The 17,064-nt window shown below is 53.1% G+C and carries 14 protein-coding genes; 6 read left to right on the top strand and 8 right to left on the bottom strand.

Annotated features, from left to right (window positions below; translation table 11 throughout):
• Positions 1-96: 96 nt before the first annotated feature.
• Positions 97-1,623: a phospholipase D family protein gene (locus Q3O06_RS01825; protein ID WP_301817349.1), complete on the top strand. Its 1,527-nt coding sequence runs from the start codon at positions 97-99 to the stop codon at positions 1,621-1,623.
• A gap of 208 nt (positions 1,624-1,831) precedes the next feature.
• Positions 1,832-2,365, top strand: coding sequence for a C40 family peptidase (locus tag Q3O06_RS01820; protein ID WP_301817348.1), 534 nt, complete (start codon positions 1,832-1,834; stop codon positions 2,363-2,365).
• Positions 2,366-2,545: 180 nt separating this feature from the next.
• Here Q3O06_RS01820 and Q3O06_RS01815 read toward each other — a convergent pair whose 3' ends face one another.
• From Q3O06_RS01815 to zwf, 6 genes are all read right to left on the bottom strand, one after another.
• The gene (locus Q3O06_RS01815) at positions 2,546-3,748 is read right to left on the bottom strand and encodes a lysozyme inhibitor LprI family protein (RefSeq protein WP_301817347.1); all 1,203 of its coding nucleotides are present in this window, start codon (positions 3,746-3,748) and stop codon (positions 2,546-2,548) included.
• Positions 3,749-3,965: 217 nt separating this feature from the next.
• On the bottom strand, positions 3,966-5,615 hold the full coding sequence (gene pgi / locus Q3O06_RS01810) for a glucose-6-phosphate isomerase (RefSeq protein ID WP_002241709.1): 1,650 nt from the start codon (positions 5,613-5,615) through the stop codon (positions 3,966-3,968).
• A gap of 120 nt (positions 5,616-5,735) precedes the next feature.
• Positions 5,736-6,584, bottom strand: coding sequence for a DNA-binding transcriptional regulator HexR (gene hexR, locus Q3O06_RS01805; protein WP_301817346.1), 849 nt, complete (start codon positions 6,582-6,584; stop codon positions 5,736-5,738).
• Between the two features lie 49 nt (positions 6,585-6,633).
• On the bottom strand, positions 6,634-7,620 hold the full coding sequence (locus Q3O06_RS01800; RefSeq protein WP_301817345.1) for a glucokinase: 987 nt from the start codon (positions 7,618-7,620) through the stop codon (positions 6,634-6,636).
• Entirely contained in the window at positions 7,601-8,296 is a 696-nt protein-coding gene (gene pgl / locus Q3O06_RS01795; RefSeq protein WP_301817344.1) for a 6-phosphogluconolactonase, read from the bottom strand. The genes Q3O06_RS01800 and pgl overlap by 20 nt, the downstream gene beginning before the upstream one ends.
• A gap of 175 nt (positions 8,297-8,471) precedes the next feature.
• The gene (gene zwf, locus Q3O06_RS01790; protein ID WP_301817343.1) at positions 8,472-9,917 is read right to left on the bottom strand and encodes a glucose-6-phosphate dehydrogenase; all 1,446 of its coding nucleotides are present in this window, start codon (positions 9,915-9,917) and stop codon (positions 8,472-8,474) included.
• 413 nt (positions 9,918-10,330) lie between these two features.
• Between zwf and edd the strand changes: the two genes are divergently transcribed.
• Positions 10,331-12,166, top strand: coding sequence for a phosphogluconate dehydratase (gene edd / locus Q3O06_RS01785; protein ID WP_301817341.1), 1,836 nt, complete (start codon positions 10,331-10,333; stop codon positions 12,164-12,166).
• A gap of 336 nt (positions 12,167-12,502) precedes the next feature.
• Positions 12,503-13,141: a bifunctional 4-hydroxy-2-oxoglutarate aldolase/2-dehydro-3-deoxy-phosphogluconate aldolase gene (locus tag Q3O06_RS01780; RefSeq protein ID WP_301817339.1), complete on the top strand. Its 639-nt coding sequence runs from the start codon at positions 12,503-12,505 to the stop codon at positions 13,139-13,141.
• Positions 13,142-13,747: 606 nt separating this feature from the next.
• Here Q3O06_RS01780 and Q3O06_RS01770 read toward each other — a convergent pair.
• Positions 13,748-14,788: a zinc-dependent alcohol dehydrogenase family protein gene (locus Q3O06_RS01770; protein WP_301817337.1), complete on the bottom strand. Its 1,041-nt coding sequence runs from the start codon at positions 14,786-14,788 to the stop codon at positions 13,748-13,750.
• Positions 14,789-14,950: 162 nt separating this feature from the next.
• Between Q3O06_RS01770 and mutY the strand changes: the two genes are divergently transcribed.
• Together mutY and Q3O06_RS01760 are read left to right on the top strand one after the other, a co-directional pair.
• Positions 14,951-15,991, top strand: a complete 1,041-nt coding sequence (mutY, locus tag Q3O06_RS01765; protein ID WP_301817335.1) for an A/G-specific adenine glycosylase — start codon at positions 14,951-14,953, stop codon at positions 15,989-15,991.
• Positions 15,992-16,153: 162 nt separating this feature from the next.
• Positions 16,154-16,582 carry a hypothetical protein gene (locus Q3O06_RS01760; protein ID WP_301817334.1) on the top strand — a complete coding sequence of 143 codons (429 nt, stop codon included), beginning with the start codon at positions 16,154-16,156 and terminating at the stop codon, positions 16,580-16,582.
• A 221-nt stretch (positions 16,583-16,803) separates the two neighbouring features.
• Here Q3O06_RS01760 and Q3O06_RS01755 read toward each other — a convergent pair.
• The coding region (locus Q3O06_RS01755; protein ID WP_301817333.1) for a transposase at positions 16,804-17,064 on the bottom strand (261 nt) is incomplete at its 5' end.

Here is a 17,064-nt window from a genome sequence, read left to right as displayed (position 1 = left end):
GCAAAACTTTTACCCGTTTCAACGTTTGGATTATGATGTCGCACTTCCATGTGCGCCAACCCAAAACACAGGCAATGCCGTCTGAACCGATTTCCTATGAAAACACGCAGCCTCCTTCCCCTGTTGTTCCTCCTGCTCTGCTCGTGCGCCGCATGGCTGCCGCCCTTGGATGAACGCACGGAAAGCCGCCATTTTGACACTGCTTCCCCCGTCCGTTTGGATAAAGTCCTGCACATCCGCCATTTCCCGTCCGACAGCCGCCTGTCCGACATTTACCTGCTCGACGACCCCCACGAAGCCTTTGCCACCCGCGCCGCCCTTATCGAATCCGCCGAACACAGCCTCGATTTGCAATACTACATCTGGCGCAACGACATTTCCGGCAGACTTCTATTCAACCTTATATACCTTGCCGCAGAACGCGGTGTGCGCGTGCGCCTGCTGTTGGACGACAACAACACGCGCGGCTTGGACGACCTCCTGCTCGCCCTCGACAGCCATCCCAATATCGAAGTGCGCCTGTTCAACCCCTTCGTTTTCCGCAAATGGCGCGCATTGGGCTATTTGACCGACTTCCCCCGCCTCAACCGCCGTATGCACAACAAATCCTTTACCGCCGACAACCGCGCCACCATCCTCGGCGGACGCAATATCGGCGACGAATACTTCAAAGTCGGTGAAGACACCGTTTTCGCCGACTTGGACATCCTCGCTACCGGCAGCGTCGTCGGCGAAGTATCGCACGACTTCGACCGCTACTGGGCAAGCCATTCCGCCCACAACGCCACGCGCATCATCCGCAGCGGCGACATCGGCAAGGGTCTTCAAGCACTCGGATACAACGACGAAACGTCCAGGCACGCGCTCCTGCGCTACCGCGAAACCGTCGAACAGTCACCCCTCTACCGGAAAATACAGACAGGACGCATCGACTGGCAGAGCGTCCAAACCCGCCTGATCAGCGACGACCCTGCAAAAGGACTCGACCGCGACCGCCGCAAACCGCCGATTGCCGGGCGGCTGCAAGACGCGCTCAAACAGCCCGAAAAAAGCGTCTATCTGGTTTCACCCTATTTCGTCCCCACAAAATCCGGCACAGACGCACTGGCAAAACTGGTGCAGGACGGCATAGACGTTACCGTCCTGACCAACTCGCTGCAGGCGACCGACGTTGCCGCCGTCCATTCCGGCTACGTCAAATACCGAAAACCGCTGCTCAAAGCCGGCATCAAACTCTACGAGCTGCAACCCAACCATGCCGTCCCCGCCACAAAAGACAAAGGCCTGACCGGCAGCTCCGTAACCAGCCTGCACGCCAAAACCTTCATCGTGGACGGCAAACGCATCTTCATCGGCTCATTCAACCTCGACCCCCGTTCCGCACGGCTCAATACCGAAATGGGTGTCGTCATCGAAAGCCCCAAAATCGCAGAACAGATGGAGCGCACCCTCGCCGATACCACACCCGAATACGCCTACCGCGTTACCCTCGACAAACACAACCGCCTGCAATGGTATGATCCCGCCACCCGAAAAACCTACCCGAACGAACCCGAAGCCAAACTTTGGAAACGCATCGCCGCAAAAATCCTATCCCTGCTGCCCATAGAAGGTTTATTATAGAAATATAGTGGATTAACAAAAACCAGTACGGCGTTGCCTCGCCTTAGCTCAAAGAGAACGATTCTCTAAGGTGCTGAAGCGCCAAGTGAATCGGTTCCGTACTATTTGTACTGTCTGCGGCTTCGTCGCCTTGTCCTGATTTTTGTTAATCCACTATACCGTCTGAAACACCTTCAGACGGCATATCCGAACCCGCAAAGGAAAAACCATGTTTCCCCTCGACAAAACCCTTTTCCTCTGTCTCAGCGCACTGCTCCTCGCCTCATGCGGCACAACCTCCGGCAAACACCGCCAACCGAAACCCAAACAGACAGTCCGGCAAATCCAAGCCGTCCGCATCAGCCACATCGACCGCACACAAGGCTCGCAGGAACTCATGCTCCACAGCCTCGGACTTATCGGCACGCCCTACAAATGGGGCGGCAGCAGCACCGCAACCGGCTTCGATTGCAGCGGCATGATCCAATTCGTTTACAAAAACGCCCTCAACGTCAAGCTGCCGCGCACCGCCCGCGACATGGCGGCGGCAAGCCGCAAAATTCCCGACAGCCGCCTCAAGGCCGGCGACCTCGTATTCTTCAACACCGGCGGCGCACACCGCTACTCACACGTCGGACTCTACATCGGCAACGGCGAATTCATCCATGCCCCCAGCAGCGGCAAAACCATCCGAACCGAAAAACTTTCTACACCGTTTTACGCTAAAAACTACCTCGGCGCACATACTTTCTTTACAGAATAGCGGCGACACACCGCAACAAAACAAACGGCAGCATGGCAATGCTGCCCTACGGCTTCAACCCGCAGCCGTAAGTCGGGCATTTATACCCGACAAAAACGGTCGCTGTTCAAAATTGCCATCCCGACAAAAAATGCCGTCTGAAACGCAAAAGCATTTCAGACGGCATCTTCAAATCGAAGGTCAGTTAATCAGATAACCTTGGATTTCTTTGGTTTTCGCATTGATTTCTCTGGTACGGCAGTCGGATTGTGCCACGCCGTATTCGTCGCCGTCGGCGCATTTGGCATTCAAACCGTTTTGCCAGTTGCGGTACTCGGGCATGACGGTTTCGGCAATATCGGCGGGCAGTGCCTGAACCGCGCTGTTCAGAGCCGCTTTGGCAGTTCTTTCTTTCTTGTCCGCTTCCCTGACCATTTCGTCGATAAGGGCTTTTTTACGGTTGTGCAGCTCTTCCAAGCGTGCTTCGGTTTCTGCCGTTTTGCATGCCAGTTCGCTGACTTTTATGCCGTTTGGCGTTTCACCTTCGGCTTTCGCATTGTTGGCACAGATTTTGTCCATACCGCTTTTCCATGTTTTCTGCGAAGCTTGCAGTTTATTCTGTACAGTTTGCGGCAATCCTTTCCAGAACTGCTCGAACTCGCTGCGCGACAACTTGTAGCGTTCTTCCCATTCGGATACGCGGGCGGCTTCCTGCTCCCGACCCAATGCCTCCTGCGCCGCCGCTTCTTCTGCCTCCCTCGCTTCCTGCGCGGCGGCTTCTGCCGCTTCAAGTTCTTCGTTCCTTTGTTGCGCTTTGTCCAACGGTTCTTTAATCAGTGCCATAGACACCAGCTCGCTGATCGGATGGATGATATCGTGTGCCTGATTCAGTTCGGCAAAGATTTTGCTTTTGTCGTCTGTCGGCTGGACGCTGTAAGAAATGGTTTTGATGTAATACGCGCCTTCTTTGCGGTAGTAGCGTTCAAAAAAGTCGGGCGTTTTCTTATAGCTGTTACCTATGGATTGGTTGGCGGCGACGGCATAATCGACAACATCGTCGGGCACGTCCAGTTTCAACGTGGCTTCACATTTGAGTTTGCCGGACGCGTCGGTTTTTTCGGCAGTACGGATTTCATCGACGGTTATGCCCAAACGTTCGACCATGCTGCGGATATGCGATATGCCGATGTCGGCAAATGCCTGGTCTTTGAATGCGTCATCGTCAAAGGTTTTGACGGTTTCACCTTCGACATTGTCGCGGACGAGTTTGACCAAAATCTCTTTAGCCTCTTCGCTTCCGCAGGAAATTTCCTTTCCGGAAAACGGGTTGCCTATTCCCAAACGGTCGCAGCCCGACAAAATCAGCATACTTGCCAATGCCAGTGCGGGTAAGTTTTTTTTCATCGGATTTCCTTTGCCGTCCAAACACGGACTGTCTGTTGCGTATTTCCACACACGCTACGGCACTTGAAGTACATGGCTGCGGAACATACATGTTTAAATTTATGCGAACCATCATATCGGGATTGCACACGCTCTGCAAGTTTACCGACGGTTTTCCTGTTCGATAAAAATGCCGTCTGAAACGGTCGGCGTTCAGACGGCATTTTGCCCGGAGATTTTATGATTTGCGGTTGGTTTGCAGGTAAAGCCTGATCAGGCGTTCGGTCGAACTGTCGTGCTTTTGCGGCACGGTTTCGCCAGTCAGTTCGCCCAAAATGGTTTTAGCCAGTTGTTTGCCGAGTTCCACGCCCCACTGGTCGAAGCTGTTGATGCCCCAAATGATGCCTTGTACGAAGGTTTTGTGTTCGTACATGGCAATCAGGCTGCCCATATTGCGCGGGTTGACCTTGTCCATGAGGATGAGGTTGGTCGGGCGGTTGCCGGAGAAGGTTTTGTGCGGGACCAGCTCTTCGATACGCGCCTCATCCATACCCTGCGCTTTGAGTTCGGCGCGGACTTCGTCGGGGGTTTTGCCGCGCATAAAGGCTTCTGCTTGGGCGAAGACGTTGGCAAGCAGGATTTCGTGGTGTCCGGGCAGGTTGCTGCGTTTTTCAAGCGAGGCAATCAGGTCGATGGGGGTAATGTGCGTGCCTTGGTGCAGCAGTTGGAAGAAGGCGTGCTGACCGTTGATGCCCGTTTCGCCCCAAATAATCGGCGAGGTTTCGTGTCCGACTGCTTTGCCGTCCAACGTAACCTGTTTGCCGTTGCTTTCCATATCGAGCTGCTGGATGAATTTGGGCAGGCGGTGGAGGTGTTGGTCGTAAGGCGCGATGACGTGGCTGCCGCCGCCGTAGTAGTTGATGTACCAGATGCCGATGAGGGCGAGGATGACGGGCAGGTTGCGCTCGAGCGGGGTGTTGATGAAGTGTTGGTCCATCAGGTGCGCGCCGTTGAGCATTTCGATGAAGTTTTCTTCGCCGAGATACAGCATAATCGGCAATCCGATGGCGGACCACAGGCTGTACCGGCCACCGACCCAATCCCAAAATTCAAACATATTGGCGGTGTCGATGCCGAATTCGGCGACGGCTTTTTGATTGGTGGAAACGGCGGCGAAGTGTTTGGCAACGGCTTCTTCGTCGCCCGCATGATTCAAAAACCATTCGCGCGCGGTCAGCGCGTTGGTCAGCGTTTCCTGCGTGGTAAATGTTTTGGAGGCGATGATGAACAGCGTGGTTTCGGGGTGGACTTTGGACAATACGTCGCGCAGTTGCGAGCCGTCCACGTTGGAGACGAAGTGCATATTGAGGCGCGGATGACCGAAAGGTTTGAGCGCGGTACACATCATCAGCGGGCCCAAATCCGATCCGCCGATGCCGATGTTGACAACGTCGGTAATGACTTGGTTGGTATAGCCCAGCCAGCTTCCGCTGCGGACTTCGTGTGCAAATTCGCCCATACGTTGCAAAACGCGGTTGACTTTGGGCATAACATCTTCACCGTCAACCACAATCGGCGAATTGGTGCGGTTGCGAAGGGCGACGTGGAGGACGGCGCGGTTTTCCGTCGTATTGATTTTTTCGCCGTGGAACATCTGCCGCATCCGCTCCGGCACGCCTGCTTCGCGGGCAAGCTCGAACAAAAGCGACATGGTTTCGTCGTTGATGCGGTTTTTGGAGTAGTCCAGCGTCAGTCCGCCGACTTGCAGCCAGTAGCGTTCCGCACGCTGCGGGTCTTGCTCGAACATTTCGCGCATATGCAATGTTTTGCTGTCGTCAAAGTGGTTCCACAATTTCGACCATGCGGGTAAGTCGTGAAGGTGTTTCATCTGTATGCTCCTGAATGAGGTTTTTTGTTGTGGGATGCAGAGGCTGCCGGAAACTGCCGCAAGCCGCTGACGGCCGTTGTCCGGCATTTCAGACGGCATTTGTGGGATGCCGTCTGAAGGTCAATCTTTGTCGTAATCGATGTGCTTGTTGTGTATGCTTTTTTTGCTTTTCTGCAATTGCAGGCTGGCAGCATCGCCCAAGCGCAGGGCAAGTCCGATGGCGAGAATGTCGATGACGGCAAGCTGCAAGAGGCGGGAAACCATGGGCGTGTAGAGTTCGGCATTTTCCTGTGTGGCAACGCTCAACACGCAGTCGGCAAGTTGCGCCAGAGGCGAATCGTTGCGGGTCAGCGCGATGACGGACGCGCCGTTTTCTTTGGCGATGCTGACCGCATCCAAAAGTTCGATAGACGAACCCGTGTTGGAAATGGCAACCAAAACATCCTGATCGCTCAAAACGGATGCCGCCATCAGCTGCGTGTGCGTATCGACATAGGCGACCGTGGACATTCCGAAACGGAAAAACTTGTGCTGCGCGTCCTGCGCGACGATACCGGAATTGCCGACACCGTAAAACTCGACGCGGCGGGCGTGCATCAGCGTGGCAATGGCGTTTTCCAGCTCTGACTCTTTCAGGAAGCGGCGTTCGCCCAACAGCGAGGCTGCGGCATTGCCCAATACTTTCTCGACCACGCTTGCCATATCGTCGTCGGCGTTGAGTTCTTCGTGGACATAGGGCATACCCTCATGACCGATGCTGGCGGACAACGCGAGCTTGAACTCGGGCAGTCCTTTATAACCGAGGCTGCGGCAGAATCGGATGACGGTCGGCTGGCTGACGGACGCATGTTCGGCAATTTCGGCAACGGCGGCATGGACGAACCATTTGGGTTCCGCCAATGCACATTCGGCGACTTTGCGTTCCGCACCGGAAAGGTTTGCCAGTGATTCGCTGATTTTGCTTAACATAATGATATGCCCTTCGATAATGCAGCCCCGCTGCAAGGAGCCGCTGTGGTTAAACGTTTCTCAAATGGTTGTCGAGAGCCGCAGCCGCACCGGAAATTCCGGGAAACTCGCTCAAGACGACATACACGGGAATCGCGGCAAGATAGGCTTCAAACCTGCCCTTGTTCTCGAAACGGCTGCGGAACGGGGAAGTTTTGAAGTATTCCAACACGCGGGGAATAATGCCGCCGCACAGGTACACGCCGCCGCGCGCGCCCAGCGTCAGGGCGAGGTTGGAAGCAACCGTGCCGAGCATGGCGCAGAAGATGTCCAAAGTCTGACGGCACAAAGGCGACGTGCCGCTCAAAGCCTTTTCCGTGATTTCAGACGGCATCAGTTTGGCGGGTTTCGCTTTCTGTTTTGCAGCCAAAGCCTCGTAAACCAAGCTCAAGCCCGCGCCGCTCAAAAAGCGTTCGGCGGAAACATGGCCGTATTTGTTTTTGGCGTACTGCCAAATCAGCACTTCCATATCGTCAAACGGCGGGAAACTGGTATGCCCGCCCTCGCCCGCCAAAGCCACCCAGCCTGCGGGGCTGTGCACCAATCCGCTCACGCCCAGGCCGGTACCGGGGCCGATAACGGCTTTTGGGGAAAATTCGACAGGTTTTTGCCCGCCTACCTGCATCAGGTCTTTGCTTGAAGTCTGCGTTACCGCCAATGCCTGCGCGGTAAAGTCGTTCAACAGAATCAACGTTTCAAAACCCAAAGCCTGACGGGTGGTTTCGATGGAGAATGCCCAGTGGTGGTTGGTCATCTGCACCCAGTCGCCCAAAATCGGGTTGGCGATGGCAAAGGCGGCGTGCCGCACGCCTGTTGCACCGCTTTGCTTCAGGTAGGCGCGCACCGCGTCGGTAACCGTGTCGTATTCCTTACACGGCAGGACGGCGACTTTCTCAATCACGCACGGCGCGGTTTCCAGAGCAAAGCGTGCATTCGTACCGCCGATGTCGGCGACCAGCCTCGGGTAATCGGCGTGTTTATTCGGCGTAGAAGACATGGCAGTTCACTCCTTGGCGGTTCAATACGAAGCTGATCGGATATTCGCGGTTTTCGCCTTGTGCGGCTTGGTCGAATACGGCTTTTTTCTCCGCGCCCTGAATCGCCAAAAAGATATTTTGCGTCCGGGCGATTGCGCCCAAGGTCATGCTGATGCGTTCGTGCGGCGCGGTAACGGGCGTGGTATGAACCAGCGCGACACCTGCCGAACCGTCGATTGCCGTCTGAAACTGGGGCGATTTCGGGAAAATCGAAGCCGTATGCCCGTCGTTGCCCATACCCAAAACCAAAACATCGGGCTGCTTGTAATGTTTCAGTGCATAATCGACAACAGCATCGGGATGTAATTCGGTTTCAGTTTTTCCGTCTTCCACCATAGGAATCCACATTGCCGCTTCCGCTTTGTTCTTCAACAGGTATTCGCGCACCAGACCGGTATTGCTGTCGGCGTGGTTGGTCGGCACGACGCGCTCGTCAACCAAAGTAACGCCCACTTTGCCCCAGTCCAAATCTTTTTGCGAGAGCGCATTAAAAAACGCAATCGGAGAACGCCCGCCGGAGACTGCCAACACCGCACTGCCTTTTTCATCCAGCGCGCCCTGCAAAGCATCCGCCACTGCGTCAGCCAAAGACTGCGCCGCTTCTGCCGCATTTTCGTATTCGTGCCAAACAAACATATTTGTGCCCTTTTTTTATTTCAGACGGCATATTCCGTTATGGAAACGGGTTGAGCAATATGCCGGCCGAACAGTTGTTTATGCTTTTGATACCAAATATCGGGACTGCTTTTTACTGCTTTACTTGCGTTCAGACGGCATTTCAAACCCCATGCCGTCTGAACGCATTATTGCATTACTGCTCTTCGTGCCACTTGTGTCCGTCGCGCGCCAACAGTTCGCGGGCGGCTTCGGGACCCCAAGAATGTGCGCCGTAACCGTGCGGCGGCGTGGTATTGCCTGTCCAGTTTTCCAAAATCGGCATCACATATTCCCAAGCGGCTTCGAGTTCGTCGCGGCGGTTGAACAAAGCGAGTTTGCCGTTAATCACATCCAACAGCAGGCGTTCGTAAGCCTCGGCGCGACGGCCTTTCAATGCTTTGCCCAAATCGGTTGCCAGCGGCACGGTTTCGACCTTATTGCCAGCACCCGGGGTTTTCATCTGCGTATAGAGGCGCACGGATTCATGCGGTTGTAACTCGATAACGAGCCGGTTGGGCGCGGTGCGGCTGCCTTCAAAAATATGGCTGTTCAAATCTTTGAAGTTCAAAACGATTTCCGCCACTTTGCCCGCCATGCGCTTGCCTGTACGCAGGTAAAAGGGAACGCCCTTCCAGCGTTCGTTTTCGATTTCGGCTTTAATGGCGACGTAGGTTTCAGTGAAGCTGCCTTTCGGTACATCTTTTTCTTCTAGATAGCCCTTCATACCGTTGGCTGCAACATATTGCCCGCGAATAACATTTTCGTTGACGGATTCGATGGTCAGAGGTTTCAGCGATTTGATGACTTTGACTTTTTCGTCGCGCACCGCGTCGGCATCCAAACTGGCGGGGGCTTCCATCGCAGTCATGCACAGCATCTGCATCAAATGGTTTTGCACCATATCGCGCAACGCGCCGGTAATGTCGTAAAACTCGCCGCGCTCTTCCACGCCGAGCTGTTCGGCGATGGTCAGTTGTACGCTTTCGATGTATTTGTTGTTCCACAACGGCTCGAACATCACGTTGGCAAAACGCAGCGCCAGCAGGTTTTGCAGGCTTTCTTTGCCTAAGTAGTGGTCGATGCGGTAGATTTGCCTTTCTTTGAAATAACGCGCCACATCGGTATTGATTTGTTGGGAAGAAGCCAAATCCGTACCCAGCGGTTTTTCCAAAACCACGCGCACATTGTCGGCATTCAAACCGATCGCAGCAAGGTTCTCGCAGGCTTGCGCGAAGAATTTGGGCGCGGTGGACAGATAGATGACGACGTTGTCGGTTTCTTTTCGTGCTTTGACCAAATCGCCCAAAGCGGCAAAATCGTCCGGCTGCGTGACATCGACTTTGAGATATGCGAGACGTTCGACAAACGATGTCCAAGCCTCATCGGAAAAATTTTCTTTCACATGGATTTTGGAACTGGTTTCCACCTTCGCCAGAAAACCTTCGGTATCCAACTCGCTGCGGCTGACCCCCAAAATACGCCCTTCGGGATGAAGCAGACCGGCCACGTGCGCCTGATACAGGCAGGGCAACAGCTTGCGCATCGCCAAATCGCCGGTCGCACCGAACAACACCAAATCAAAATTTGTTTGTGTACTCATCGTATTATCTCGTCAGGAAAGAATTTTTCGATGCCGTCTGAAACCTGCTTTTCCCATCACGCTGCATCGCAATATCGGAAACAAAGGCAGGCGGCATAATGAGTAGTAATACTACACACCGCTACACTTTTTGTCTATTCCCATTTTTACAATTTATTTGACTTAGTCCAAAAATCGGGCAGGTTTCCCCTATTCCGTTACAACAATCGGAAGATTCTGCGATTTAAATCAAATTTCTTTTCAATGCCTGACTTTTTTGTAACAAAATTACAAATTTTGTACTATAATAGCACTCGCTTCCCACTTTCAGACGGCATATCTTTTAAAACACTCCCCGTCTGAATACCCGATACAAAAATCAGAAACGCACAAACAAATCCCCAATACCACCCCGTTCCGACAGGAGACCGACCGTGAACACTACTCCTACCCACCCCAAACTCGCCGAAATTACCGGGCGCATTATCGAACGCAGCCGTCCGACGCGTGAAAAATATCTGGCGAAAATCCGCAGTGCCAAACAAATGGGACGCTTAGAGCGCAACCAGCTCGGCTGCTCCAACTTGGCGCACGGCTATGCTGCCATGCCTAAAAGCATCAAAATCGAAATGCTTCAGGAAACCGTCCCCAACTTAGGCATCATCACCGCCTACAACGACATGGTTTCCGCACATCAGCCGTTTAAAGACTTCCCCGACCAAATCAAAGACGAAGCCCAGAAAAACGGCGCGACCGCCCAAGTCGCCGGCGGCACGCCCGCCATGTGCGACGGCATCACGCAAGGCTACGCCGGTATGGAACTGTCGCTGTTCTCCCGCGACGTGATTGCGATGAGTACCGCCGTCGGCCTGTCGCACCAAATGTTCGACGGCGGACTGTTTATGGGCGTATGCGACAAAATCGTACCGGGTTTGATGATCGGTGCATTGTCGTTTGGCCATATCCCAGGCATCTTTGTCCCTGCAGGCCCAATGTCCAGCGGTATCGGCAATAAGGAAAAAGCCCGCACCCGCCAGCTTTTTGCCGAAGGCAAAGTCGGACGCGACGAACTTTTGAAAAGCGAAATGGGTTCTTACCACAGCCCCGGCACCTGCACTTTCTACGGCACGGCAAACTCCAACCAAATGATGATGGAAATGATGGGAGTACACCTGCCTGCCGCCGCTTTCGTCCACCCATACACCGACCTGCGCGAGACCCTGACCCGCTACGCAGCCGGACACCTCGCACGCGGCATCAAAAACGGCACCATCAAACCATTGGGCGAAATGTTGACCGAAAAATCCTTCATCAACGCCCTGATTGGCCTGATGGCAACCGGCGGTTCGACCAACCACACCATGCACCTCGTCGCCATGGCGCGCGCCGCAGGCGTGATTTTGAACTGGGACGACTTTGACGAAATTTCCTCCATCATCCCGCTGCTCATCCGCGTGTATCCAAACGGCAAAGCCGACGTGAACCACTTTACCGCAGCGGGCGGACTGCCTTTCGTCATCCGCGAATTGCTGGACGCAGGTCTGTTGCACGACGATGTCGATACCGTCGTCGGACATGGTATGCGCCACTACACCAAAGAGCCTTTCCTCATCGACGGCAAACTCGAATGGCGCGAAGCCCCTGAAACCAGCGGCAACGACGATATCCTGCGCAAAGCCGACAACCCGTTCTCTCCGGACGGCGGTCTGCGCCTGATGAAAGGCAACATAGGTCGCGGCGTGATTAAAGTGTCTGCCGTGCGCGAAGGTTGCCGCATCATCGAAGCGCCCGCCATCGTGTTCAACGACCAACGCGAAGTTTTGGCTGCATTTGAACGCGGCGAGTTGGAACGCGATTTTGTGTGTGTTGTCCGCTACCAAGGCCCGCGCGCCAACGGTATGCCCGAGTTGCACAAACTGACCCCACCTTTGGGCATCCTGCAAGACCGCGGCTTTAAAGTGGCACTGCTGACCGACGGCCGTATGTCCGGCGCGTCCGGCAAAGTTCCAGCCTCCATCCACATGACACCCGAAGCCCTGATGGGCGGCAACATCGCCAAAATCCGTACCGGCGACCTGATCCGCTTCGATTCCGTGACCGGCGAACTCAACGTCCTGATTGACGAAGCCGAATGGAATGCCCGCGAAATCGAACACATCGACTTGGGCGCGAACCAACAAGGCTGCGGCCGCGAACTCTTCGCCGGCTTCCGCAGTTTGACCAGCGGCGCGGAAACCGGCGCGATGAGCTTCGGCGGCGAATTTGCTTGATGCACGTTTCAGACGACCTTTGTAAACGGAAGGTCGTCTGAAAAATTATTGAAGCCGTTTAAGATAGACGTAGGCCGGATTCTCGAATCCAACGTTATCAGGGCATTTGTCGAATATGAGTATCCGAATACAGCCTCTAAAGGTCGTCTGAAACTTAAACCCCGTCCCGTTTGAACACAGCAGACGTAGCGTGGGCTTAGCCCGCGAATAAAACCAAAGACGTAGGTCGGATTCTCGAATCCGACCTACAGCCCCCAAAGGTCGTCTGAAAACTTAAACCCCCATCCCGTTTGACCGCAGCAAAAAACAACACCCCCTTCCACTTGGAGAACCGAAATGTCCAAACTGACCCCCCGCAAAATTTTAACTGCCGGCGCAGTTGTGCCGGTAATGGCGATTGACGACTTGAGCACTGCCGTCGATTTATCCCATGCCCTTGTCGAAGGCGGCATTCCTACCCTCGAAATCACCTTGCGCACCCCCGTCGGCCTCGACGCCATCCGCCTGATTGCCAAAGAAGTGCCCAACGCCATCGTCGGCGCAGGTACGGTAACCAATCCCGAACAGCTCAAAGCCGTCGAAGACGCAGGTGCGGTTTTCGCCATCAGCCCGGGTTTGCACGAATCCCTCGCCAAAGCCAGCCACAACAGCGGCATCCCACTGATTCCCGGCGTTGCCACTCCGGGCGAAGTCCAACTGGCTTTGGAACACGGCATCGATACTCTCAAACTCTTCCCTGCCGAAGTCGTCGGCGGCAAAGCCATGCTCAAAGCCCTCTACGGCCCTTATGCTGACGTACGCTTCTGCCCGACCGGCGGCATCAGCCTCGCCACCGCGCCCGAATACTTGGCACTGCCCAACGTCTTGTGCGTCGGCGGCTCATGGCTGACCCCGAAAGAAGCCGTGAAAAACAAAGACTGGGACACCATCACCCGCCTCGCTAAAGAAGCGGCGGCGTTGAAATCCAAAGCCTGAACCGCATCGTAAAAATGCCGTCTGAAGCCCTTTGCTGTTTCAGACGGCATTTTGCCGCTTGGCGGCGCAGTCGGCATACACGGCAGCACTTCCTCGGCACACCGTCCCCTAAAATACCCATCCATCTCCCGCATAATGCGAAGGACGCGCGATGTGCGGAAACATATAACAAAAAAATAATTATAATATACTTATCAATTAGTTAGAGAAATCGCCCTATCGGTAAAATACCGTGATGAACGGCTGAAACTAACAAATTAGCCGTCGTTAAAAAACGCTTAGAGACCTTTGCAAAATTCCTTTTCTTCAAACAGCCGACATCCAACCACAGGTTTTTCGAATATTTTCGTTTCAAATAACTGCCGTTCCCACCAAAATATAGTGGATTAACAAAAATCAGGACAAGGCGACGAAGCCGCAGACAGTACAAATAGTACGGCAAGGCGAGGCAACGCCGTACTGGTTTAAATTTAATCCACTATACCCCATTAATCCCCCTTAAATACCTGATTGATCAGGAACAGCCCATTTTACACGGCTGAAAAAATGCCGTCTGAAACACGTTCAGACGGCATCCGGTTAAAAAAACAACTGATTCAACGCCGATTAATCCGCTTCCAAAACCACTTTCATCGCTTGGTTTTCGGCAGCGTGTTTGAACACATCATAAGCTTTTTCCAATTCGCTGAATTTGAAACGGTGGGTCAGCATTTTGGTGTAATCGACGGAGCTGCTGGAAATCGCCTTCATCAGCATTTCGGTGGTATTGGCGTTTACCAAGCCGGTAGTAATGGCGAGGTTTTTAATCCAAAGTTTTTCCAGTTTGAAATCAACGGATTGACCGTGTACGCCGACAACGGCGATATGACCGCCGGGTTTCACGATGTCTTGACACATATTCCATGTGGCGGGGATACCGACGGCTTCGATGGCGCAGTCCACGCCGTCTTCGCCGACGATGGCAAAGACTTGTTTGGATACGTCGCCGGAAGCAGGGTTGACGGTATGGGTCGCGCCCAACTCTTTCGCCAGTTTCAAACGGTTTTCATCCATATCGCAAACAATGATGGCGGCGGGGCTGTACAGTTGGGCGGTCAACAGGGCGGACATACCGACAGGGCCTGCGCCAGCGATGAATACAGTGTCGCCGGGTTTGACATCGCCGTATTGCACGCCGATTTCGTGGGCGGTCGGCAAGGCATCGCTCAACAACAGGGCGACTTCTTCATTGACATTATCGGGCAGCGGAACAAGGCTGTTATCGGCATAAGGCGTGCGGACGTATTCGGCTTGCGTGCCGTCGATCATGTAGCCCAAAATCCAGCCGCCGTTGCGGCAGTGTGAATAAAGTTGGATTTTACAGTTGTCGCAAGTGCAGCATTTGCTGACGCATGAAATAATGACTTTATCGCCGACTTTGATATTTTTTACAGCCTCGCCGACTTCTTCTACAATACCGATGCCTTCATGACCGAGAATACGGCCGTCGGCAACTTCGGGGTTTTTGCCTTTCCAAATACCCAAGTCGGTACCGCAAATCGTGGTTTTGACGATTTTCACCACCGCATCGGTCGGATCGATAATCTGCGGGCGGGGTTTTTCTTCAAAACGAATGTCGTTTGCGCCGTGATAAACCATTGCTTTCATAATGATACTCCTTGCTTGTTGATAGATAATTTCAATGTTGCAATAAAGTTTCTCTATATGAGTTATATACCCCTACAAACTGCATGTCAATAAGCATTACCTTCACAATGCCATACCATAACATACTGTTTTAAATATAAATAAAACCATCGATTAATATTAATGAACACACCCTCCCCCTTCTCCGAACGGCTTATCCGCTGGCAAAAACAATACGGCAGGCACCACCTGCCTTGGCAGGTCAAAAACCCTTATTGCGTCTGGCTTTCGGAAATCATGCTCCAGCAGACGCAGGTCGCCTCCGTGTTGGACTACTATCCGCGTTTCCTGGAAAAATTCCCAACCGTGCAATCGCTTGCCGCCGCGCCGCAAGACGAGGTTTTATCCTTATGGGCAGGCTTGGGCTATTACAGCCGCGCACGCAACCTGCACAAAGCTGCGCAACAAGTTGTCGGACAATTCGGCGGTATCTTTCCACCCGAACGCAAAGACTTGGAAACGCTCTGTGGCGTAGGCAGAAGTACCGCCGCTGCCATTTCTGCCTTTGCTTTCAACCGACGCGAAACCATCTTGGACGGCAACGTCAAACGCGTTCTCTGCCGCGTGTTCGCCCGCGACGGCAATCCGCAGGACAAAAAATTTGAAAACTCGCTTTGGATGCTTGCCGAAAGTCTGATGCCGTCTGAAAACGCCGATATGCCCGCCTACACGCAAGGTTTGATGGACTTGGGCGCAACCGTGTGCAAACGGGCGAAACCCTTGTGCCATCAATGCCCGATGGCGGACATCTGCGAAGCGAAAAAGCAAAACCGCACCGCCGAGCTGCCGCGCAAAAAAACCGCCTCCGAAGTGCAAACCCTGCCGCTTTACTGGCTGATTGTCCGCAACCGGGACGGCGCAATCTTGCTGGAAAAACGCCCCGCCAAAGGCATTTGGGGCGGGCTGTATTGCGTACCGTGTTTTGAAAGTTTGAACGGGCTTTCCGACTTTGCCGCCAAACTCTCCCTGACGATGGAGGATATGGACGAACAAACCGCCCTGACCCACCGCCTGACGCACCGCCTGCTGATGATTACGCCGTTTGAAGGACAAATGCCGTCTGAAAGCCCTTCAGACGGCATTTGGATAAATCCGGCGCATTTGAAAGATTACGCCCTGCCCAAGCCTTTGGAAATTTATTTAAACAGTAATAGGTTAGAATAAACAAAATAAACCCATTAAACTGTTGTTTGCAGGTATCGCAGCAAGAACAGCCGATGAATTTGGGTCGTATTTTAGGCAGCGGGATAATGTTCAAATGGGACATTTGGAACGGAAAAAGTCGGCAATTTAAAAAGGATTTTAGAAACAAAGAGGGTCAAAAACATGAACACAAACTTAAATGACAAAGACAAAGCCATGGATACCGCAATCAGGTTTCAGAAAAGGATGAGGATTCCAAAATTTTTCTTTTTAATTCTCGAAATCACAGTGGTTTTGGCATTTATCCAAGACGTGATAACGGGTTCTAACTTTCTGCAAATAACAATTGTGCAAATAATATTTGCGATATATTTCAGTTTCGGAGGTATCATAATTTTATTCTACATAATCATCGCAGGAATCTGCCCCTATTGCCACGAATTCCAAAAGATGAATTATGGCACCTCCGTCGGCATCGGGTCGGATAGCTTTACTTTCTTTAAAGGCATTTCCCCTGTTCCAAAAATCGATTACTGCAGCAAATGCGGTAAGCCCCTGTCTCCCGAAGCCGTAAATAAGGTAATGAATGATAAAACCGATAAAGGAATGTGAACAGCGTTTTAACAACAGTGAAATAAAATATAAAATTTCAATTTTAAAATAATGAGCTAATGGAAATTTGATCCGAGACCTTTGCAAAATTCCTTTCCCCACAACAACCAAAACCCCAACACAGGTTTTCGGCTGTTTTCGCCCTAAATACCTCCTAATTCTACCCCAATACCCCCTTAATCCTCCCCGGATACCTGATAATCAGGCATCCGGGCTGCCTTTTAGGCGGCAGCGGGCGCACTTAGCCTGTTGGCGGCTTTCAAAAGGTTCAAACACATCGCCTTCAGATGGCTTTGCGCACTCACTTTGAGCAGACCAAAATAGGCTGCCCGAGCATAGCGGAATTTACGGTGCAGCGTACCGAAGCTTTGTTCGACCACATAACGGGTCTTCGACAAATATCGGTTGCGTTTGGTTTGCGCTTCCGTCAGCGGGCGGTTGCGGCAGGCTTTGCGCATAATGCCGTCTGACAACTGATGCTC

It is taken from the genome of Neisseria maigaei (genome assembly GCF_958267405.1).
In the GTDB taxonomy this organism is placed as follows: domain Bacteria; phylum Pseudomonadota; class Gammaproteobacteria; order Burkholderiales; family Neisseriaceae; genus Neisseria; species Neisseria bergeri.
This window is presented reverse-complemented; position numbering and strand designations above follow the sequence as displayed.